Source organism: Nocardioides sp. NPDC059952 (genome assembly GCF_042730435.1).
In the GTDB taxonomy this organism is placed as follows: Bacteria; Actinomycetota; Actinomycetes; order Propionibacteriales; family Nocardioidaceae; genus Nocardioides.
The window spans coordinates 17861-34273 of the sequence record NZ_JBHWLY010000005.1; the positions used below are offsets into that span (position 1 = coordinate 17861).

General features: G+C 70.4%; 15 protein-coding genes. 5 read left to right on the forward strand and 10 right to left on the reverse strand.

Going from position 1 to position 16413, the window contains the following annotated elements; all coding sequences use genetic code 11:
- The first annotated feature begins 8 nt into the window (after positions 1-8).
- Entirely contained in the window at positions 9-2726 is a 2718-nt protein-coding gene (locus ACFV9G_RS03550; protein WP_378724924.1) for an AAA family ATPase, read from the forward strand.
- Here ACFV9G_RS03550 and ACFV9G_RS03555 read toward each other — a convergent pair.
- The 7 genes from ACFV9G_RS03555 to ACFV9G_RS03585 all read right to left on the reverse strand — a co-directional run bounded on the left by ACFV9G_RS03555 (position 2712) and on the right by ACFV9G_RS03585 (position 9406).
- Positions 2712-3305, reverse strand: coding sequence for a TetR/AcrR family transcriptional regulator (locus ACFV9G_RS03555; protein ID WP_378724926.1), 594 nt, complete (start codon positions 3303-3305; stop codon positions 2712-2714). The two genes, ACFV9G_RS03550 and ACFV9G_RS03555, sit on opposite strands and share 15 nt — an antisense overlap.
- Positions 3306-3363: 58 nt before the next feature.
- Positions 3364-4386, reverse strand: coding sequence for a branched-chain amino acid ABC transporter permease (locus tag ACFV9G_RS03560; RefSeq protein ID WP_378724928.1), 1023 nt, complete (start codon positions 4384-4386; stop codon positions 3364-3366).
- Entirely contained in the window at positions 4383-5249 is an 867-nt protein-coding gene (locus tag ACFV9G_RS03565; RefSeq protein WP_378724930.1) for a branched-chain amino acid ABC transporter permease, read from the reverse strand. The genes ACFV9G_RS03560 and ACFV9G_RS03565 overlap by 4 nt, the downstream gene beginning before the upstream one ends.
- Positions 5249-5974 (reverse strand): ABC transporter ATP-binding protein, encoded by a 726-nt coding sequence (locus ACFV9G_RS03570; RefSeq protein ID WP_378724932.1) that lies wholly within the window; start codon positions 5972-5974, stop codon positions 5249-5251. Before ACFV9G_RS03570 ends, ACFV9G_RS03565 begins: the two co-directional genes overlap by 1 nt.
- A gap of 220 nt (positions 5975-6194) precedes the next feature.
- Positions 6195-6974: an ABC transporter ATP-binding protein gene (locus ACFV9G_RS03575; RefSeq protein ID WP_378724933.1), complete on the reverse strand. Its 780-nt coding sequence runs from the start codon at positions 6972-6974 to the stop codon at positions 6195-6197.
- Entirely contained in the window at positions 6971-8263 is a 1293-nt protein-coding gene (locus ACFV9G_RS03580; protein ID WP_378724934.1) for an ABC transporter substrate-binding protein, read from the reverse strand. Before ACFV9G_RS03580 ends, ACFV9G_RS03575 begins: the two co-directional genes overlap by 4 nt.
- A 168-nt stretch (positions 8264-8431) precedes the next feature.
- A complete protein-coding gene (locus ACFV9G_RS03585; RefSeq protein ID WP_378724936.1) occupies positions 8432-9406 on the reverse strand; it encodes a helix-turn-helix domain-containing protein in 975 nt (324 codons plus the stop codon).
- Positions 9407-9542: 136 nt separating this feature from the next.
- Here ACFV9G_RS03585 and ACFV9G_RS03590 point away from each other — a divergent pair, with 136 nt between their 5' ends.
- Positions 9543-10073 (forward strand): Dps family protein, encoded by a 531-nt coding sequence (locus ACFV9G_RS03590; RefSeq protein WP_378724938.1) that lies wholly within the window; start codon positions 9543-9545, stop codon positions 10071-10073.
- 163 nt (positions 10074-10236) lie between these two features.
- Here the strand turns inward: ACFV9G_RS03590 and ACFV9G_RS03595 are convergent, their stop codons facing one another.
- From ACFV9G_RS03595 to ACFV9G_RS03605, 3 genes are all read right to left on the reverse strand, one after another.
- Positions 10237-11505, reverse strand: a complete 1269-nt coding sequence (locus tag ACFV9G_RS03595) for an NAD(P)/FAD-dependent oxidoreductase (protein ID WP_378724940.1) — start codon at positions 11503-11505, stop codon at positions 10237-10239.
- A complete protein-coding gene (locus ACFV9G_RS03600) occupies positions 11502-11861 on the reverse strand; it encodes a non-heme iron oxygenase ferredoxin subunit (RefSeq protein ID WP_378724942.1) in 360 nt (119 codons plus the stop codon). Before ACFV9G_RS03600 ends, ACFV9G_RS03595 begins: the two co-directional genes overlap by 4 nt.
- Before the next feature lie 62 nt (positions 11862-11923).
- Positions 11924-12730 (reverse strand): IclR family transcriptional regulator C-terminal domain-containing protein, encoded by an 807-nt coding sequence (locus ACFV9G_RS03605; RefSeq protein ID WP_378724943.1) that lies wholly within the window; start codon positions 12728-12730, stop codon positions 11924-11926.
- Between the two features lie 122 nt (positions 12731-12852).
- On the opposite strand from ACFV9G_RS03605, the gene ACFV9G_RS03610 reads away from it, so the two are divergent.
- The 3 genes from ACFV9G_RS03610 to ACFV9G_RS03620 are packed head-to-tail and all read left to right on the forward strand — an operon-like array spanning position 12853 to position 16410.
- Entirely contained in the window at positions 12853-14061 is a 1209-nt protein-coding gene (locus ACFV9G_RS03610; RefSeq protein ID WP_378724945.1) for an MFS transporter, read from the forward strand.
- Complete coding sequence (locus tag ACFV9G_RS03615; protein ID WP_378724947.1) at positions 14048-15331, forward strand: Rieske 2Fe-2S domain-containing protein; 1284 nt, start codon at positions 14048-14050, stop codon at positions 15329-15331. The genes ACFV9G_RS03610 and ACFV9G_RS03615 overlap by 14 nt, the downstream gene beginning before the upstream one ends.
- 41 nt (positions 15332-15372) lie before the next feature.
- Positions 15373-16410, forward strand: a complete 1038-nt coding sequence (locus ACFV9G_RS03620; protein ID WP_378724949.1) for an ABC transporter substrate-binding protein — start codon at positions 15373-15375, stop codon at positions 16408-16410.
- Positions 16411-16413 lie beyond the last annotated feature (3 nt).

Below are 16413 nucleotides of genomic sequence, written 5' to 3' on the forward strand. Positions count from 1 at the left end.
GACAGACGATGAGCACGGAGAATTCCGCCCTGCGCGGGCGGCGTACGGAGCGGGACGCCCTTGATCGGATCGTGCGGGACATCGGCGCGGGACAGAGCCGGGTGCTGGTGGTCCGCGGCGAGGCCGGCGCCGGCAAGACAGCACTGCTCGACTACCTGAGCGATCGCGCGACCACGGGCCGGGTCGTCCGGGCCGCGGGCGTCGAGCTCGAGTCGGAGATCGCGTACGCCGGGCTGCAGCAGCTCTGCGCGCCGCTGATGCCGCACATCGACCGGCTGGCCGAGCCGCAGCGCGCCGCGCTCGCGACCGCGTTCGGCCTCAGCGCCGGCGAACCGCCCGAGGCGCTGATCGTCGGGCTGGCCGTGCTGGGCCTGATGGCGGAGTCCGCCTCCGAGAACCCGCTGGTCTGCGTCGTCGACGACGCCCAGTGGCTGGACCGGATGTCGGAGGTGATCCTGACCTTCGTCGCCCGACGCCTCGACTCCGAGTCGGTGGCGCTCGTCTTCGGTGCGCGCACGCCTGGTGACGAGCAGCTGCTCAGTGGTCTGCCCGAGCTGCAGGTCACCGGTCTGGCGGACGCCGACGCGCGCATCCTGCTCGAGTCGGCCCTGCACGGTCCGGTGGACGCCCGGGTGCAGGACCGGATCATCGCCGAGACGCGGGGCAACCCGCTCGCCCTGCTCGAGCTGCCTCGCGGGCTGACCCGGGCCGAGCTCGACTTCGGGTTCGGCGGGCAGAGCTCCACGCCGCTCACCAGCCGGATGGAGGACGGCTTCGCCCGACGCATCGCCGCGCTGCCGGCCGCCACCCGGACTCTGGTGCTCGCGGCTGCGGTCGAGCCGGTGGGCGACCTCCCCCTGCTGCTGCGGACCCTCGAGCGTCTCGAGATCGGTCTGGACGCCGCCGCCCCGGCGGAGGACGCCGGCCTGCTGGAGATCGGGACGACGGTGCGCTTCCGGCACCCGTTGGTCCGCTCCGCGAGCCGTCGCGGGGCCGACGCCTCCGCGCTCCGTGCGGTGCATGCCGCGCTCGCGGCCGCGACCGATCCCGAGGTCGACCCGGACCGTCGCGCCTGGCACCGCGCGCACGCGGCGCTGGGCCCCGACCAGGAGGTGGCCGACGAGCTGGAGCGGTCCGCCGACCGGGCGCTCGGGCGCGGAGGGCGGGCGGCCGCCGCGGCCTTCCTCGAGCGGGCGGCCGAGCTCACTCCCGACGCGTCCACGCGAGCAGGGCGGATGCTCGCCGCGGCCGAGGCGCTCTTCGCGTGCGGTGCGCTCACCGATGTGCCCGGTGCGCTCTCGGCTGCCGAGCTCGGCCCGCTCGACCTGGTCCAGCGTGCCCGGCTGGAGCGGCTGCGGGCCAAGGTCACCTTCGCGGTCGACGCCGGTGTCGGCGCGGTGCCGGCGCTGCTCGAGGCCGCCCACCGGCTCGAGACCCTCGACCCGAGCGCTGCGCGCGAGACGTACCTCGCGGCGATCGCCGCGGGCGTGAACGCCGGCCGGTACGGCACCGACGAGCTGCGCCGGGCGGCGGAGGCCGCTCGCGGCGTACCTGCGGGTGAGGAGCCGGCCGGGCTGCTGCTCACCGCCCTCTCGGCCTGGGTCCTCGACGGCCATGCCGCCTCGGTGCCGCTGATCACCCGAGCCCTGGCCGAGGTCGGACCCGAGAACGACGTCGACCTGGCCTGGTTGTGCGCGATCCTCGTGCACGAGGTGTGGGACGACGCCGCCTACCAGGCCCGGACCGAGCGCACCCTCGCGTACGCCCGCGAGACCGGCATCCGCTCGCTGCTGCCCTACGCGCTGTCCTCCCGCGCGATGGCGCTGATCCACGCCGGCCGCTTCGCCGACGCCGCGGACCTGGTCGCCGAGGCCGAGGCCCTCGGCGGGGCCACCGGCTCCTCGCCGCGCTCGGCCACCGCAGTCATCCTCGCCGCGTCCCGCGGCCAGGAGGCCTCGGCGCTGGACCAGATCGACGCCCTCGGCCGCGAAGCCGAGGAGGGGAGTCTCGGCTGGCTGCTGGCCGTCACCGGGTTCAGCCGCGCGACCCTGCTCAACGGCCTCGGCCGCTACGCGGAAGCGCTCGAGGCGGCCGACCGAACCGCCGAGCACGGTGACGTCGCGGTCCTGCAGTGGACGCTTCAGGAGCTGGTCGAGGCCGCGTCTCGTACGGGTGATCTCGCCCGCGCCACCAAGGCGCGGGACCGGCTCGCCGAGCGGACCCGCGGCGTCGACGCCCCGTGGGCGCGGGGCGTCCAGGCCCTGGTCGACGCGTTGGTGGCTCCCGGGGCGGAGGCGGAGGCCCTCTACCTCGAGGCGATCGACCAGCTCGACGGGTCGTGGATGACCTGGATCCTCGCCCGGGCGCGGCTGCTCTTCGGGGAGTGGCTGCGCCGGGAGAACCGCCCCGCCGACGCGCGGCAGGTGCTGCGTACGGCCTACGACGCCTTCGCCGCGATGGGTGCGGAGGCCTTCGCCGACCGGGCTGCGCGGGAGCTCGCGGCGGCCGGTGAGAACCTTCCCCGGCGGACGGGAGCCGTCCAGGAGGGCCTCACCCCGCAGGAGTCCCAGATCGCTCGCGCGGCGGCCGCCGGACGCACCAACCCGGAGATCGCGGCCGTGATGTTCCTCAGCCCGCGCACCGTCGAGTGGCATCTGCGCAAGATCTACACGAAGCTCGGGATCGCGTCCCGGCGCGAGTTGGCAGGGGCTCTAGGCGGGAGATGACTCACGCAGGTGGGTGATGAGGAGCGCCAGGATCGCCTCGAGGTGGTCGGTCCTACCCGTCACCTGCAGCACCGAGACACCGCCCTGGATGCCGGCGATGATCGCGGCCGACGTACGTCGCGCGTTGAGCTCGGCGCTCACGGAGCCGTTCGCCTGCATCGTCTCGATGCCGCGCTGCACCTGGTCCTGCCACTGGCGGATCAGCGTGGTCGAGACCTCGGCGGCGCCGGGGACGCTGCCCACCTGGTTCATCAGCGCCGCGAGCGGGCAGTTCGCACCCTGCGCCTGGTAGCGCGCCAGGACCGCCCTGCGCCAGCGGTCCCAGGCGGCCCACGAGTCGAGCTCGCCGAGGTGCGGCTGCTGGTCCTCGATCACCCGGGCGGCCTCCAGCCGGGCGACCTCGAGGAACAGCTCCTCCTTGCCACCCGGGAAGTAGTGGAAGATCTGGCTCTTGCTCGTCCCGGTGACCGCGCGGATGTCGTCCAACGTCGCATTTCCGGGGTCGGTGCTGCGGAGGTAGGTCGCCGCGCCCTCGAGCAGTCGCTGGCGCGTGGCCATGCCCTTAGTGGTGAAGGCCATCCGCCGAGCCTACCTCGAATCAGGACCAGTCAGTCCAAAATCACCCGAAATCCACAGACTAGGGCTCTTGTGGAGAACCCTGTGGATAAACCTGGCGACCGACCGGGAAGACCTCGTAGCGACCCCGTGTCGCCAGCCCCCACAGCCCCCGCGGGGCGAGCAGCACCACGGCGATCGCGACCGCGCCGAGCGCGATGAGATACCAGGTGCCGTACGAGTCGAGCAGCTGCTGCAGCGCGAAGAAGATCACCGCTCCCAGGATCGGGCCCTCGATCGTCCCCAGCCCGCCGATGACCACGATGAAGATCATGAAGGCGGTGTACTGGACCGAGAACATCGAGTCGGGCGAGACCCGCAGGCCGTTGACCGCGATCAGCGCGCCGGCCAGGCCGGCGCCGCCGGAGGCGGCGACGTAGACGAGACGCTGCGAGCGCCGCACCGCGACGCCGAGGGAGGCCGCGGCCACCGAGTCGTCACGGATCGCGGTCAGGCCGAGCCCGACGCGCGAGCGCATCAGGAGGTACGTCGCGAGCACGACGAGCACGGCCAGCACGAGCGCCAGGTAGTAGACGGTCGCGATCCGGGTCACCCGGTCGACGCCCTGGAAGGCGGTGAGCGAGAGGCCGGAGCCGCCACCGAAGCCCGGGAGCTCCTGGGTGACCAGCTTGAAGACCTCGGCCACCACCCAGGTGCCGATCGCGAAATAGCCTCCGACCAGCCGGAACAGCAGGAACGAGGTCGGGATCGCCAGGGCCGCACAGACCACGCCGGCCGCCAGGACGGCGGCCGGGATCGGCAGTCCGACGACGTCGGCGAGCTTGATCACGCCGTAGCCGCCGGCGCCGATGTACGCCTGCTGCCCGATCGAGACGAGCCCGCCGTAGCCGGCCATCAGGTTCCAGGTCGTGCCGAGGATGATCAGCGCGAAGAGCGTGACCAGGTTGGTCACGTCGCCCGGGCTGAACACGAACCACGGCGCCGCGGCCAGGAACACCACGATCGCGGCGAGGACGCCGCCGCCGGTGAGCGACGGCCAGCCGCCGCGTACGACCTTGAGGTCTTGCAGGGCGAGAGTGCTCATGCGGCCACCGCCTTCGGGAGCAGGCCCTGGGGCCGGAACAGGAGTACGACCAGGAAGACCAGGTGGCCGGCGAGGACGCCGTAGGCCGGGTCGATCTGGGCGCCGACGGTCTGCGCGACGCCGAGCACGAGGCCGCCGAGGAGCGTGCCCCACAACGAGCCGAGCCCACCGATGATGACCGCCTCGAAGGCGAAGATCAGGACCAGATCCCCGTACGTCGGGCTGAACTGCGTCGACATGCCGAGGAAGACACCCGCCAGGGCCACGGTGCCGATCGCGATGGCGGTGGCCAGGGCGTACATGTGCTTCTCGTCGATCCCCATGAGCGTGGCCGCCTCGGGGTCGTCCTTCGTCGCGCGCATGGCGCGGCCGATGCGGGTGTGGGAGAGGTAGAGCTGGAGGCCGACGATGACGGCGACCGCCACCACGAGCGTGATCAGCGAGAAGACGCCGATGCGTAGGTCGCCCAGCCTCATCGACGAGGTCGACAGGTCGCCGATCGAGATCTTGCGGGAGTCGGCGGTGAAGATCTCCTGGAGCAGGTTGGCGCCGATGACCGCCAGGCCGAACGAGACCAGCAGCGGCGACAGCTCGCCGTGGCGCAGCGCCTTGTTGAACAGGCCGCGCTGGATCGCGTAGCCGACCGCGGCGAGCACCGGGATCACGATGACGATGGTGAGGAACGACGGCATCCCGGTCAGCTGGACGAGCCAGAACGCGAGATAGGCGGAGGCGACCGCGAGGACGCCGTGGGCGAGGTTGACGATCCGCATCACGCCGAAGATGAGGCTCAGACCGCAGGCGAGGAGTGCGTACTGCCCGCCGAGCAGGAGTCCTTGGAGGACCGCGTTGATCCAGTCCATCAGCCGGCCTCCCTTCCGTCCGAGGCATCGACCCCGAAGTACGCCGCCTGGACCTGCTCCCGGGTGACGTCGGCCGCGGCGCCCTCGAGGACGGTGCGGCCCTCGAGGAGGCATTGCACCCGGTCGGCGACGGTGAGTGCCTGGGTGAGGTCCTGCTCGACCACGAGCACCGTCGTCCCCTTCTCCGCGATGGTGGGCAGCGCCCGGTAGATGTCGGCGATCACGACCGGCGCGAGGCCGAGCGAGACCTCGTCGAGCAGGAGCAGCTTCGGGTTGGACATCAGCGCCCGGCCGATGGCGGTCGCCTGCTGCTCGCCACCGGAGAGATGGGCCCCTCGGCGCGCCCGCTTCTCGGCGAGGAGCGGGAACGCGTCGTAGACGGTCCGGAGGTTCCAGGGGCCGGGCCGGCGGCCGTGCGCGCCGACCTTGAGGTTCTCCTCGACCGTGAGCGAGGCGAAGATCCGGCGTCCTTCCGGCGTGAGCGCGATGCCCTCGCGCACCCGTCGGTGCGCGGGGGTGTGGGAGACGTTGTGGCCGTCGAAGCGGATCTGGCCGGCGCTCGGACGGAGCAGGCCGGCGATGGTCTTCAGCAGCGTGGACTTGCCGGCGCCGTTGGCGCCGATCACCGCGAGCGTCTCGCCCTCGGCGACGGTCAGGGTGATGCCGTGGAGCGCGCGGAAGTCGCCGTAGGCGACGTCGATCGCGTCGACCTCGAGCAGGGTCATCGGGTTCTCCGGGATGCTGACCGAGGTAACTCGGTGAAGGGGTGCTTGCTTCGCGGAACTCCACGAGCGGAGTAGTCGCTCACCGAGTTACCTCGGTGAGCATTCGCCGGGCGGCTTTGGAACGTTGACCGAGGTACCTCACTGACCTCGCGCTCCCTTCGCTGAACTCCACGAAGGAAGTGACCGTTGACCGAGTTACCTCGGTGAGCATTCGCCGGGCTCACTCGCCCTCCAGGTCGGGAGAACCGAGATAGACGGCGGCGACGGCATCGCTGGCCATCACCTCGCGCGGGTCGCCGGTGGCGACGACGTCGCCCTGGGCCAGGCACATCAACCGGTCCACGACCTGCAGCAACGCGTGCACGATGTGCTCGATCCAGACGACGCCGGTGCCGCTGTCGCGGATCGCCGAGATGGTCTCGATCAGCGCGGGCAGCTCGTGCTCGGTGAGGCCGCCGGCGATCTCGTCGAGCAGTAGCAGCCGCGGCCGGGTGGCCAGTGCGCGGGCGAGCTCGAGCCGCTTGCGGTCGAGCAGGCGCAGCGAGCCCGCAGGGGTGTTGGCCAAGCGGGTCAGGTCGGCCGTCTCCAGCGCCTCCCAGGCCTGCGCGTCGGCCTCGCGACGACGCGCGCCCGCACCGAAGGTGGACCCGACCAGCACGTTCTCGAAGACGGTGAGCCCCTCGAAGGGGCGGGGGATCTGGAACGTACGCCCGATCCCGAGGGCCGTGCGGCGGGCCGCCGGCATCCGGGTGACGTCGGTGCCGTCGAATCGGATGGCGCCCGCGTCGACCGGGAGCGTGCCGGTCACCAGGTTGAGCAGCGTGGACTTGCCGGCGCCGTTGGGCCCGACGATGCCGAGCGCCTCGCCGGCGGCGACGTGGAAGGAGACCGAGCGGGCGGTGACGACCTGGCCGAACGACTTGGCCAGGCCTTCGGCCTCCAGCAGCGCGCCGGTGGGCACGCCGCTGGAGACCTCGAGCGATGGTGGGGCAGAGGTCACTTGAGTGCCTCGGGCTCGCCCCCGAGAGGTACGTCGGGAGCCAGCGAGTTCTGCACGACGACCAGCTCGAAGGGGTGCTCCCCGCCCTCGACCTGGCGCCACTGACCGCCCGCGAGCGAGGTCTTGGCGACGTACGGCGGGACGTTCGCGTCCTTGCCCCAGGCGACGTCACCGACGACCGTGGAGACCTCGAGGCCGGAGAGGGCCTTGGTGATCGCGTCGGCGTCGGTCGAGCCGGCCTCGGTCACCGCCGCGGTCGCGACCTCGAAGAGCGCGTGCGCGAAGCCGAGCGGCTGGGTCCACTGCTTGCCGGTCTTCTCCTCGTACGCATCCGCCAGCTCCTGCGCGGACTGGCCGGTCAGCGAGGACTTGTAGGGCGCGGTCGGGGTCCACCACACCTCGGTGGAGAGGTTGTGGGCGATCGGGCCCAGCGCCTCGACGCTGCTCGGGAAGAGGAGCGCCTTGCCGATGGTGGCGACCTTCGGGTTGTAGCCCTGCTGCTTCGCCTGCTGCCAGAACGTGGTGAAGTCCGGCGGGATCGGGACGCCGACCAGGACGTCGTGGCCCTTGTAGGCGCTGATCTGGGCGGAGAAGTCCTTGGTGCCGTTGGGGTAGTTGCCCGGGTTGTCGATCTTGACCCCGGACGCCTCGGTCAGCGCCGGGAAGTTGGCGCCCCAGGCCTCGCCGTCGGGGTCCTTCGGGAACAGGCCGCCGGCCTTCTTGTTGTTGGGGACCTTGCCCCAGATGTCGGCGTAGACCGTCGCGACGTCCTCCAGGCCCCAGAAGAAGTGGTAGCTGTACTTCAGGTCGGCCGGCTTGTCGCCGCTGCGGATCGCGAAGGGCTGCCACGGGGCGACCGTGGTGATGCACGGGATCGAGTTGGCCTCGCACTGCTCCGAGACCGGGTTGACGATGTCGGGCGTCGAGGAGGCGACGATGATGTCCGCGCCGTCCTTGTTGATCAGGTCGCCGGCCACCGCCCCGGCCTTCGTGGTGTCGCTCTGCGCGTCGCGCACCACGATCTCGACGTCGAGCTCCTTGTCGCCTGCCTTGACCGGGTGGTCCTTGAAGTAGGCCTCCATCTCGTCGACGACGAAGCTGTTCGCCTCGCCGAACGGCGCCGAGGAGCCCGTCTCGGTCGAGACGAACCCGATGGTGAGCGTGTCCTCGCCGCCACCGCCTTCGTCGTCGATGCCGCCCGACCCGCAGGCCGTCAAGGTCAGCGCCATCGCTGCGACACCGGCGGCGGCCATGCTCAGGCCGCGTCCGGTGGTGAGTCCGTTGCGCACGTACGTCTCCTTAGAGAGTGTGGGGTGTTCGAGAGTGTCGTCCGCCACCGCCCCTACAGGTGGGAAGCAGGGTCCGATTGGCGGAAAATCGCATGGAAGACCTATCGGACTTTGGTGGACTTGTCACCCTTTCGCGCCGATACGTGAGCTGTGGCGTACACAACTCGGTCAGGCACGAGCGGCGCGGCGCACGTCTCCGGCGGCGACGCCGAAGCGCTTGCGGAAGGCCTGGGAGAAGTACGAGGCCGAGGTGAAGCCGCACTTCTCGGCGACGTCGACGGTGCGGATCGCCGGGTCCGAGCCGGTGGCGAGCATCGCGTAGGCGAGCTCGAGGCGGCGGCCGAGGATGTGGCGGGGGACGCTGGTGCCGGCGTCGGCGAAGAGCCGGGACAGGTGGCGCTCGGAGATGCCGGCGCCCGCGGCGACGGTGGGGGCGGAGAGGCCGGGGTCGGCCAGATGGTCCTCGATGAACGCCTTCGCCGCTGCCCTGTGGGCCGTGGCCAGCGAGACCTTCCCGGCGGTGGCGATCACCGAGATCAGGTCGAGCACGGCCTCCTCGTCGGCCGGCACCGGGTCGTGGGGGCGGAGCGCGCGCCCGACCATCTGCACGAGCGCTCGCCCGTGCGGGTCCTGGTCGCGGCCGGCGTCGAGGACGAGCGGCTCCGGCATCGACGTGATCCCGGTGCGAGCCGCGAAGGCCTGCACCGGCACCTTGACCGCGAGCTCCTCGAGCCCGTGCCCGAAGCCCCGCAGGAAGGGCGCGTCGACATCGCACACGATCAGCTGCCCGGGCCGGATCACCTTGCGGCGGCCGGCGTACTCCAGGATCGCCTCGCCGCGGAGGCTGGCATAGACGGCGATCGACCGGGCCGGGATCTCCTTGACGAGGCTGGCCGGCCGCTCGACGACGTGGCGAGTGGCCCGGACCCGCGCCAGATGGATCTCGTCGAGCTGCAGGTTGACCTCCTGGGCGTCGAACCCGTGGCCGTCGATCGGCCGGCACTCGAGCGCCACGAGGGCGCACGCGTTGTGGCGTTCCCAGGCCTCGACCTGCGCGTCCGTGTTCAGCCGGCTGGTCTCGAAGACCTCCGGGCGGCGAACCCGCGCGACGAGGGGGGCTGGATCGTCTCCGGCTGGCGGCACGGACCGACTCTACGGCGTGCCGCGAGCCACGGCGATGACTTAGGGAAGACTAACCTTTCTGGAATCGTTCAAGAAAAGGTGGCACAGTGGATGTCACCAAGAACGAACCACATCGATCCAGGGGGATACACCGAACATGGCCACGCAGACCGCCACGAGCAGCGCCACCCACACCTCGCACCCCGCGTTCGTCCCGAGCCCGGCGTTCGCGACGCAGATGCAGCGCCTGCTCGTCGATCTGACCGAGCTCAGCCTGCAGGGCAAGCAGCTGCACTGGAACGTCGTGGGCAAGAACTTCCGCGACATGCACCTCGTCCTCGACGAGGTCGTCGACGCCGCCCGCGACTTCACCGACGAGGTCGCCGAGCGCATGCGTGCGCTCTACATCCTCCCCGACGGCCGCACCGGCACCGTCGCCGAGGACACCACCCTCGCGCCGCTCCCGGCGACCGAGGTCGACACCGCGACCGCCGCCGACCTCGCCGCCGCCGCGCTCTACGCCACCTCGAAGACCGCTCGTGACATCCACGACGACATCGACTCCGAGGACCCGACCACCGCCGACCTGCTGCACGCGATCATCACCCGCGTCGAGCAGCTCGCCTGGTTCATCGACTCCGAGAACCGCGTCGCCAACCAGTCCAAGCCCGCTCAGCTGACCGTCTGAGATCTTTCCCCTAGGACGGCGTCCCGCGATCTCGCGGGGCGCCGTCCTTCGTGTGTGCCCTCGGGCGGGCGGGCGCATTTTCCCGCCATGGCGGGAATCTGAGGGTGCGCGAGGACGCGAAGCGCGCCACAACCCCGCCATGGCGGGAGTCTGCAGCCCAGAGCTACCTGGCCCCGCGCAACAGCTTTCGGAGGTCGATCCCGGGGTCGGCGAGATCGGAAGCTCGTACGTCGACACCCCGGTCGATCATCCGGCGCGCGGCCTTCGCAGCAGACGGGTCGTCGACCGAGACCGCACCGATGACATGCTCGCCGCGGAGCGTGAAGACGGCGAAGGGCGGCTCGCCGAGGGTGCCGCGTACGACGGTGGTGTGCTCGGCGTCCGGTTCGCGCATCTCACCGACGACCTCGACGTGCAGGTCGTAGCGGTCGGTCCAGAACCAAGGTGCGGTCTCCGGGGGAGGATCGATGTCGAGGATCGTTGCCGCCGCCCGTTGGCCGTCGTTCAGGGCCGCCTCCCAGTGCTCCACGCGACGGTGGCCGCGACGACGGGCGCAGTCGCCGACGGCCAGGACGTCGGGGTGCGAGGTGACCTGACGGCCGTCGACGAGGACTCCGTTCTCGACGTCCAGCCCAGCAGCCTTCGCCAAGATGGTGTCGGGGCCCATCCCGACAGCGAACAGGACGGCATCGAACGTACGCGGCCCTGGCTCGCCCTCGATGTGTGCCATGACTCCGCTTCTCGTCGACTCGACCTTCCGGACCGTCGCGGTCACCGTCTCCACCCCGTGGACGGAGTGCAAGGAGTGCAGCCACGTCGCGACCCGGATGCCCACCGCTGCCGCGATCGGCGGATCGGCGGGATCCACGAGTACGACCTCACACCCCAGCTTCCGGGCGGTCGAGGCGACCTCGGCCCCGATCAGGCCGGCGCCGACGATCAGCAGCCGGGCGCCCGGGAGCAGTACGCCCCGCAACGCATCGGCGTCCTCGGCACTTCGCAGCGTGTGGATCCCGGTGGTCGACACCGGGAGTCCTCGGCCGGGAGTTGGATGGTCGAGCAGCTCCCGAACGACGCGTTCGACGTCCGGCCACCGCGACCCCCCACCCGTGGCGAGGACGATCCGGTCGGCGGAGAGCTCTCGACCGTCCAACAGCGTCACCGTGCCGGCCTCCGGATCCAGCACCTCCACCAACGCATCCCCGATCAGCTCGATCCGCTGCTCGGCGTACCACTCCGGTGCCTGCAGTGCGATCGACTCGAGGTCGCGGCCGCCGGCGAGATACTCCTTGGACAGTGGTGGGCGGTCGTAGGGGAACGGGTCGACGGAGACGAGGGTCAGCTCACCGGCGTACCCGCTCTTCCGCAGCTCCGCGACCGTGGACACACCGGCGATCCCGCCACCGACGACGAGGACCGACGAGACCGTCACGGACGCTCGTTCGGGAACAGGTAGACCTCCCCGTCACGCACCTCGACCCGGTGCGGAACCGTGTCCCGGGTGGCCGGGAGCCCGTCGACCTTGCCGGTCTTGAGGTTGAACCGCGAGGAGTGCAGCGGGCACTCGACGTCGCCGTCCTCGACCCAGCCCTCGGCCAGCGAAGCGGTCTCATGGGTGCAGGTGTCGTTGAGGGCCCAGCAGGTGCCGTCGTCGTCGCGCAGGATGGCGATGTCGTCCTCGGTGCCGGTGATGTCGGAGGAGATCGCGATCCCCTCACCCTCCGGGATGTCGTCCACGGACGCGACGCGGATTCCTGTGCTGCCGCCGTTTCCACTATTTCCGGTCATGCCCCCATCTTCCAATGCCGGGCACAAGGAACCGGCCACCTCCCCCGCCCAGGACGCGCGCCTCAGGCTTGGTGGGTCTGGTGGAGGTCGTCGCCGATACGCGCCGCCGAACGCATCAGGTCCGGAACCGTGTCGAGAAGATCGAGCACGGGCGCCTGCCCTCCGGTGCGTGTCGAGACGTTGAGCCCGGCGACCACCCGGCCGGCCCGGTTGCGGATCGGTGTCGCGACAGCGCTGAGCCCGGCCTCGAGGACCTCCGATACGTGGCACCAGCCGCGAGCGCGGATGTCGACCAGCTCCTTGACGAGATCATCGGCGGACAACCCGGTGCGCTCCGACTGCTCCTGGAAGGCGTCGGAGGCGAGGAAGCCAGCCAGCTCCTCGTCGGGGAGACCTGCCAGGACGACCCGGCCGATGGCCGGGAGAGACGCCGGCAGCCTGCTGCCGACGTGGAGCGAGACGGCCACCAGGCGCGGCGCGCCGACCCTCAGGAGGTAGACGATGCTGTCGCCGTCGAGCCGGGCGAGCGACACCGTCCGCCCGAGCCGGTGCGAGAGCTCCTCGCAATGAGGCAGCGCCACCTCGGCGAGGGAGAGGCGTGACTGGCTGGCGTAGCCGAGGTCGAGCAGCCGCGACGTGAGGCGGTAGTGCCGGCCGTCGTACACCGCCAGCCCCGCGGTCATGAGGGTACGCAGCAGCCGCCGCGTGGCCGACCGGCTGAAGCCGGTGCGCTCGGCCGCCTCGTCCAGCGAGAGCTCTGGATGGGTGCCGTCGAAGGCCCGCACGACGTCCAGACCTCGCATCAGGGACTGGACGACGTCACGGTCGGAGACCCGCCGCTCGTCATCCGCCACGATTCGTTCCGCCATGCGCACACCCTAACGAAGATCGGGCAGATTTTCCCGCCCCTCACTTGACCTGAGGTCTTCGCCGTGTAACCGTGTGTCCACGGTCACAATGCACAGTTGTGCGCATAGCGGAATGGAGTCAGATGAGCAGCGACACGGCCGATGCCACCAGCGCCCGGGAGAAGATCTCCCCGGCGCTGTGGATGTCGCTGTTCGTGTGTATGGGCATCGGGCCGTTGTTTCTCTACACACTCACCGCGATCTCTCCCCTGGTGATCGCCGACCTCGATCTGAGCCCGGCCGAGTACGGCGCGATCTCGACCGTGACCTTCGGCGCTGCAGCGCTCACGGCACTTCTCCTGGGCGGGCCGTCGAGCCGCTTCGGCGCGCGCACCGTGATGGTCGCGGTCTCGGTCGGCTCGATCTCCGGCCTCGCCGTGCTGGCACTCGCCGAGTCGTACGCCGTCGTGGTGGTCGCGGGCGTCCTGAGCGGTGTCGCCCAGGCGCTCTCCAATCCGGCCACCAACCGGATGGTCGCCGGCGTGCCGGTGCAGCAGCGAGGTGCCCTCATCGGCTGGAAGCAGTCCGGGGTCCAGGCCGCGCAGCTCGTCGCGGGCCTCGCCGCTCCACTGATCGCGGCCGCCGCCGGGTGGCGCTGGGCCGTCGCCGCCGGTGTCGTCCTCGGGATCCTCGGTGTGGTCAGCGCGCTCGCGACCCGTCCCCTGGCCAGGGCCGACCGGACACCCGGCAGGACCGAGGAGTCCGGACCGATCTCGGTCGTGATGCTGACGGCGTACACGTTCTTCATCGGGTTCGGCCTCCAGGCCACCAACGCCCACCTCCCCCTCTTCGCCCACTTGGAACTCGGTCTGGGCCTGCGCCCCGCGGGCCTGATCGCCGCGCTGGTCGGGCTGGTCGGACTGCTGAGCCGCATCTGGTGGGGCCGCCACGCGGACGCGGGCTCCCGGCAGGCCTCCACGCTCCTCGTCCTGGCCATCGGCGCCGCGCTCGGCGTCGTGCTCGTGATGGCCTCGACCCTGGTCGGCAGCTGGCTGGTGTGGGTCGGCGCCGCCGTGTTCGGGGCCGCCGCGCTCGCCTCCAACTCCGTGACCATGGTGGTCCTGATCAGCACCGTCCCCGTCGAATCCCTCGGCACCGCGACGGCGTTCCTGGCCACCGGCATGTACCTCGGCTTCGGCTCCGGACCGCTCGCGTTCGGACTCACCCTCGATCTGGGCGCCGGCTTCGGCGTCGCCTGGCTGGTTCCGCTGGCCGCCTTCGTGGCGGCAGCACTCATCAGCCTTCCCCGCCGCATCACCCCTCTGAAAGGCAACCTGAATGCTCACCCGTGAACAGAACGACCTGCTGACCCAGACCGGTCCGGGCACCCCCATGGGCAACCTGTTCCGTCGCTACTGGATCCCCGCGCTGCTCGCCGAGGAGATCGAGGGCGCCGACTGCGACCCCGTGCGGGTGCAGCTGCTCGGCGAGAAGCTGATCGCGTTCCGTGACTCCGAGGGCCGCATCGGCCTGATCGACGAGTTCTGCAGCCATCGCACGGCGTCCCTTTACTTCGGGCGCAACGAGGAGGGTGGCCTGCGGTGCGCCTACCACGGCTGGAAGTACGACATCGACGGCAACTGCGTCGACATGCCGTCCGAGCCCGAGGGCAGCAAGTTCTGCTCCAAGATCAAGCAGCGGGCGTACGAGGCCGTCGAGGCCGGCGGCCTGATCTGGGCCTACATGGGCGACCCAGGCACGGAGCCGCCGCTGCCGAACTTGGAGTGGATGGGTCTCAACCCGGAGAAGCGCTTCATCTCGAAGCGTCGCCAGTTCTCCAACTATCTGCAGGCGATGGAGGGTGGCATCGACTCCAGCCACGTCTCCTTCGCGCACCGGTTCAACCTCGACGACGACCCGCTGCACTCCGGCACCGAGGGCAACAAGTACCTCAAGGCCGACACCCGACCGAAGTTCGAGGTGGCCGAGTCCGACGGTGGCCTGCTGATCGGTGCGCGTCGGAACGCCGACGAGGAGAACTACTACTGGCGCATCACGCAGTGGATGATGCCGTGGTACACGATCATCCCGCCGTTCGGTGAGCACAACCCGATGGGTGGCCACGCCTGGGTCCCCATCGACGACGAGACCTGCTGGGCCTGGAGCTGGAACTACCACCCCACCCAGGACTTCGGCGAACGCGAGATCAACGCCCTCAACGGCGGAGACGGCATCCATGTGAAGTACAAGCCGGGAACGTACGACCCGCTGGCCTCGGCCGAGAACGACTACCTCATGGACCGGGCCGCCCAGCGCCGCAAGGAGACCTTCTCCGGTATCGCGGGCATCGCTGCTCAGGACTTCTCGCTGCAGGAGTCGATGGGGATCGTCGCCGACCGCACCAAGGAGCGCCTCGGCACCTCCGACGCCGCCATCATCCTTGCCCGCCGCCGCCTGCTCGCTGCGCTCGAGGAGCTCGACTCCGACAAGCTGCCGGGTCTGGCTCCCGAGCACACCAGCGTGCGCTCCACCTCGATCCTGCTGCCTCGCGACGTGCCCTTCCAGGAGGGTGCGAAGGACGTCTTGGCGGTCAGGCCCGGCGAGAACTTCCACTCGATCTGATCGGCAGACTCATGCGTACACACTTCAAACGGTCGCGCGCGATGGTTGCCGCCGTGGCCCTCTCCTTCGGGGCGATCACCGTGGCCGGGTGCGGCACCAGTGCCACCGGGGCGACGTCGTGCGTCGGTGTCGAGGTCGAGGCCGGCATCACGAACAGCCTCTCCGACGCCCTGCTCTTCATCGCCCAGGACAAGGGCTACTTCACCGAGGAAGGTCTCGAGGTGAAGCTCCGCCCGTTCAAGTCGGCCGGCGAGATGGTCCCCTACCTGGCGGCTGGTCACCTGGCCGTCGGCGCCGGTGCCCCGTCAGCGGGCTTCTACAACGGCATCGCCCGCGACATCGACATCAAGATCGTCGCGGACAAGGGCCAACTGGTGACCAACCACGACTACATGCCGCTGCTGGTCCGCAAGGAGCTCGTCGACTCGGGCAAGGTCAAGAGCATCAGAGACCTCGAGGGCCTCAGCGTGGCCGAGCCGGCGCCCGGCACGGCGACCTCCTCGACCCTGGCCGCGCTGCTCGAGACCGAGGGGCTCGCCTACAACGACGTCTCGCACATGTTCCTCGGCTTCCCCGACCACGTCGCTGCCCTGCAGAACGGGTCGATCGACGCCGCGCTCACCACCGAGCCGGCCGCGACCAAGGCGCTGAGCAGCGGCGCTGCGGTCAAGCTTGCGGACTCCACGACCGTCTACAACAACCAGCAGCTCGCCGTGCTCCTCTACAGCGGCGACTTCCCCAAGGAGCAGGGCAAGGCCGCCCAGTGCTTCATGAACGCGTACGCGCACGCCGCACGCGACTACAGCGCGGCGGTCGAGGGCGGCAGGTGGGCCGGTGCGGGGGCCGACGAGATCGCCTCGATCATCGGAGCCAACATCAAGACCGACCCTGAGGCGGTCAAGAAGACCGTCCCCAGCTACGTGAACCCCGACGCATCGCTCAACGTCGAGAGCCTGAAGAAGGACTACGCCTTCTTCGTCAAGCAGGGTCTCTACACGGGCACGTCGCACATCGATTTCGACGCGCTGGTCGACACCAGCTACGTCGACAGGGCGGCCCAGGCCGCGACCAAGGAATGAGTG

Bases quoted from the DNA above. Each gene is read 5' to 3' on its own strand.
- ACFV9G_RS03615 (WP_378724947.1), top strand. From the start codon at position 14,048: ATGCTCACCCGTGAACAGAACGACCTGCTGACCCAGACCGGTCCGGGC.
- ACFV9G_RS03620 (WP_378724949.1), top strand. From the start codon at position 15,373: ATGGTTGCCGCCGTGGCCCTCTCCTTCGGGGCGATCACCGTGGCCGGG.
- ACFV9G_RS03550 (WP_378724924.1), top strand. From the start codon at position 9: ATGAGCACGGAGAATTCCGCCCTGCGCGGGCGGCGTACGGAGCGGGAC.
- ACFV9G_RS03565 (WP_378724930.1), bottom strand. From the start codon at position 5,249: ATGGACTGGATCAACGCGGTCCTCCAAGGACTCCTGCTCGGCGGGCAG.
- ACFV9G_RS03590 (WP_378724938.1), top strand. From the start codon at position 9,543: ATGGCCACGCAGACCGCCACGAGCAGCGCCACCCACACCTCGCACCCC.
- ACFV9G_RS03610 (WP_378724945.1), top strand. From the start codon at position 12,853: ATGAGCAGCGACACGGCCGATGCCACCAGCGCCCGGGAGAAGATCTCC.
- ACFV9G_RS03570 (WP_378724932.1), bottom strand. From the start codon at position 5,974: ATGACCCTGCTCGAGGTCGACGCGATCGACGTCGCCTACGGCGACTTC.
- ACFV9G_RS03600 (WP_378724942.1), bottom strand. From the start codon at position 11,861: ATGACCGGAAATAGTGGAAACGGCGGCAGCACAGGAATCCGCGTCGCG.
- ACFV9G_RS03555 (WP_378724926.1), bottom strand. From the start codon at position 3,305: ATGGCCTTCACCACTAAGGGCATGGCCACGCGCCAGCGACTGCTCGAG.
- ACFV9G_RS03605 (WP_378724943.1), bottom strand. From the start codon at position 12,730: ATGGCGGAACGAATCGTGGCGGATGACGAGCGGCGGGTCTCCGACCGT.
- ACFV9G_RS03560 (WP_378724928.1), bottom strand. From the start codon at position 4,386: ATGAGCACTCTCGCCCTGCAAGACCTCAAGGTCGTACGCGGCGGCTGG.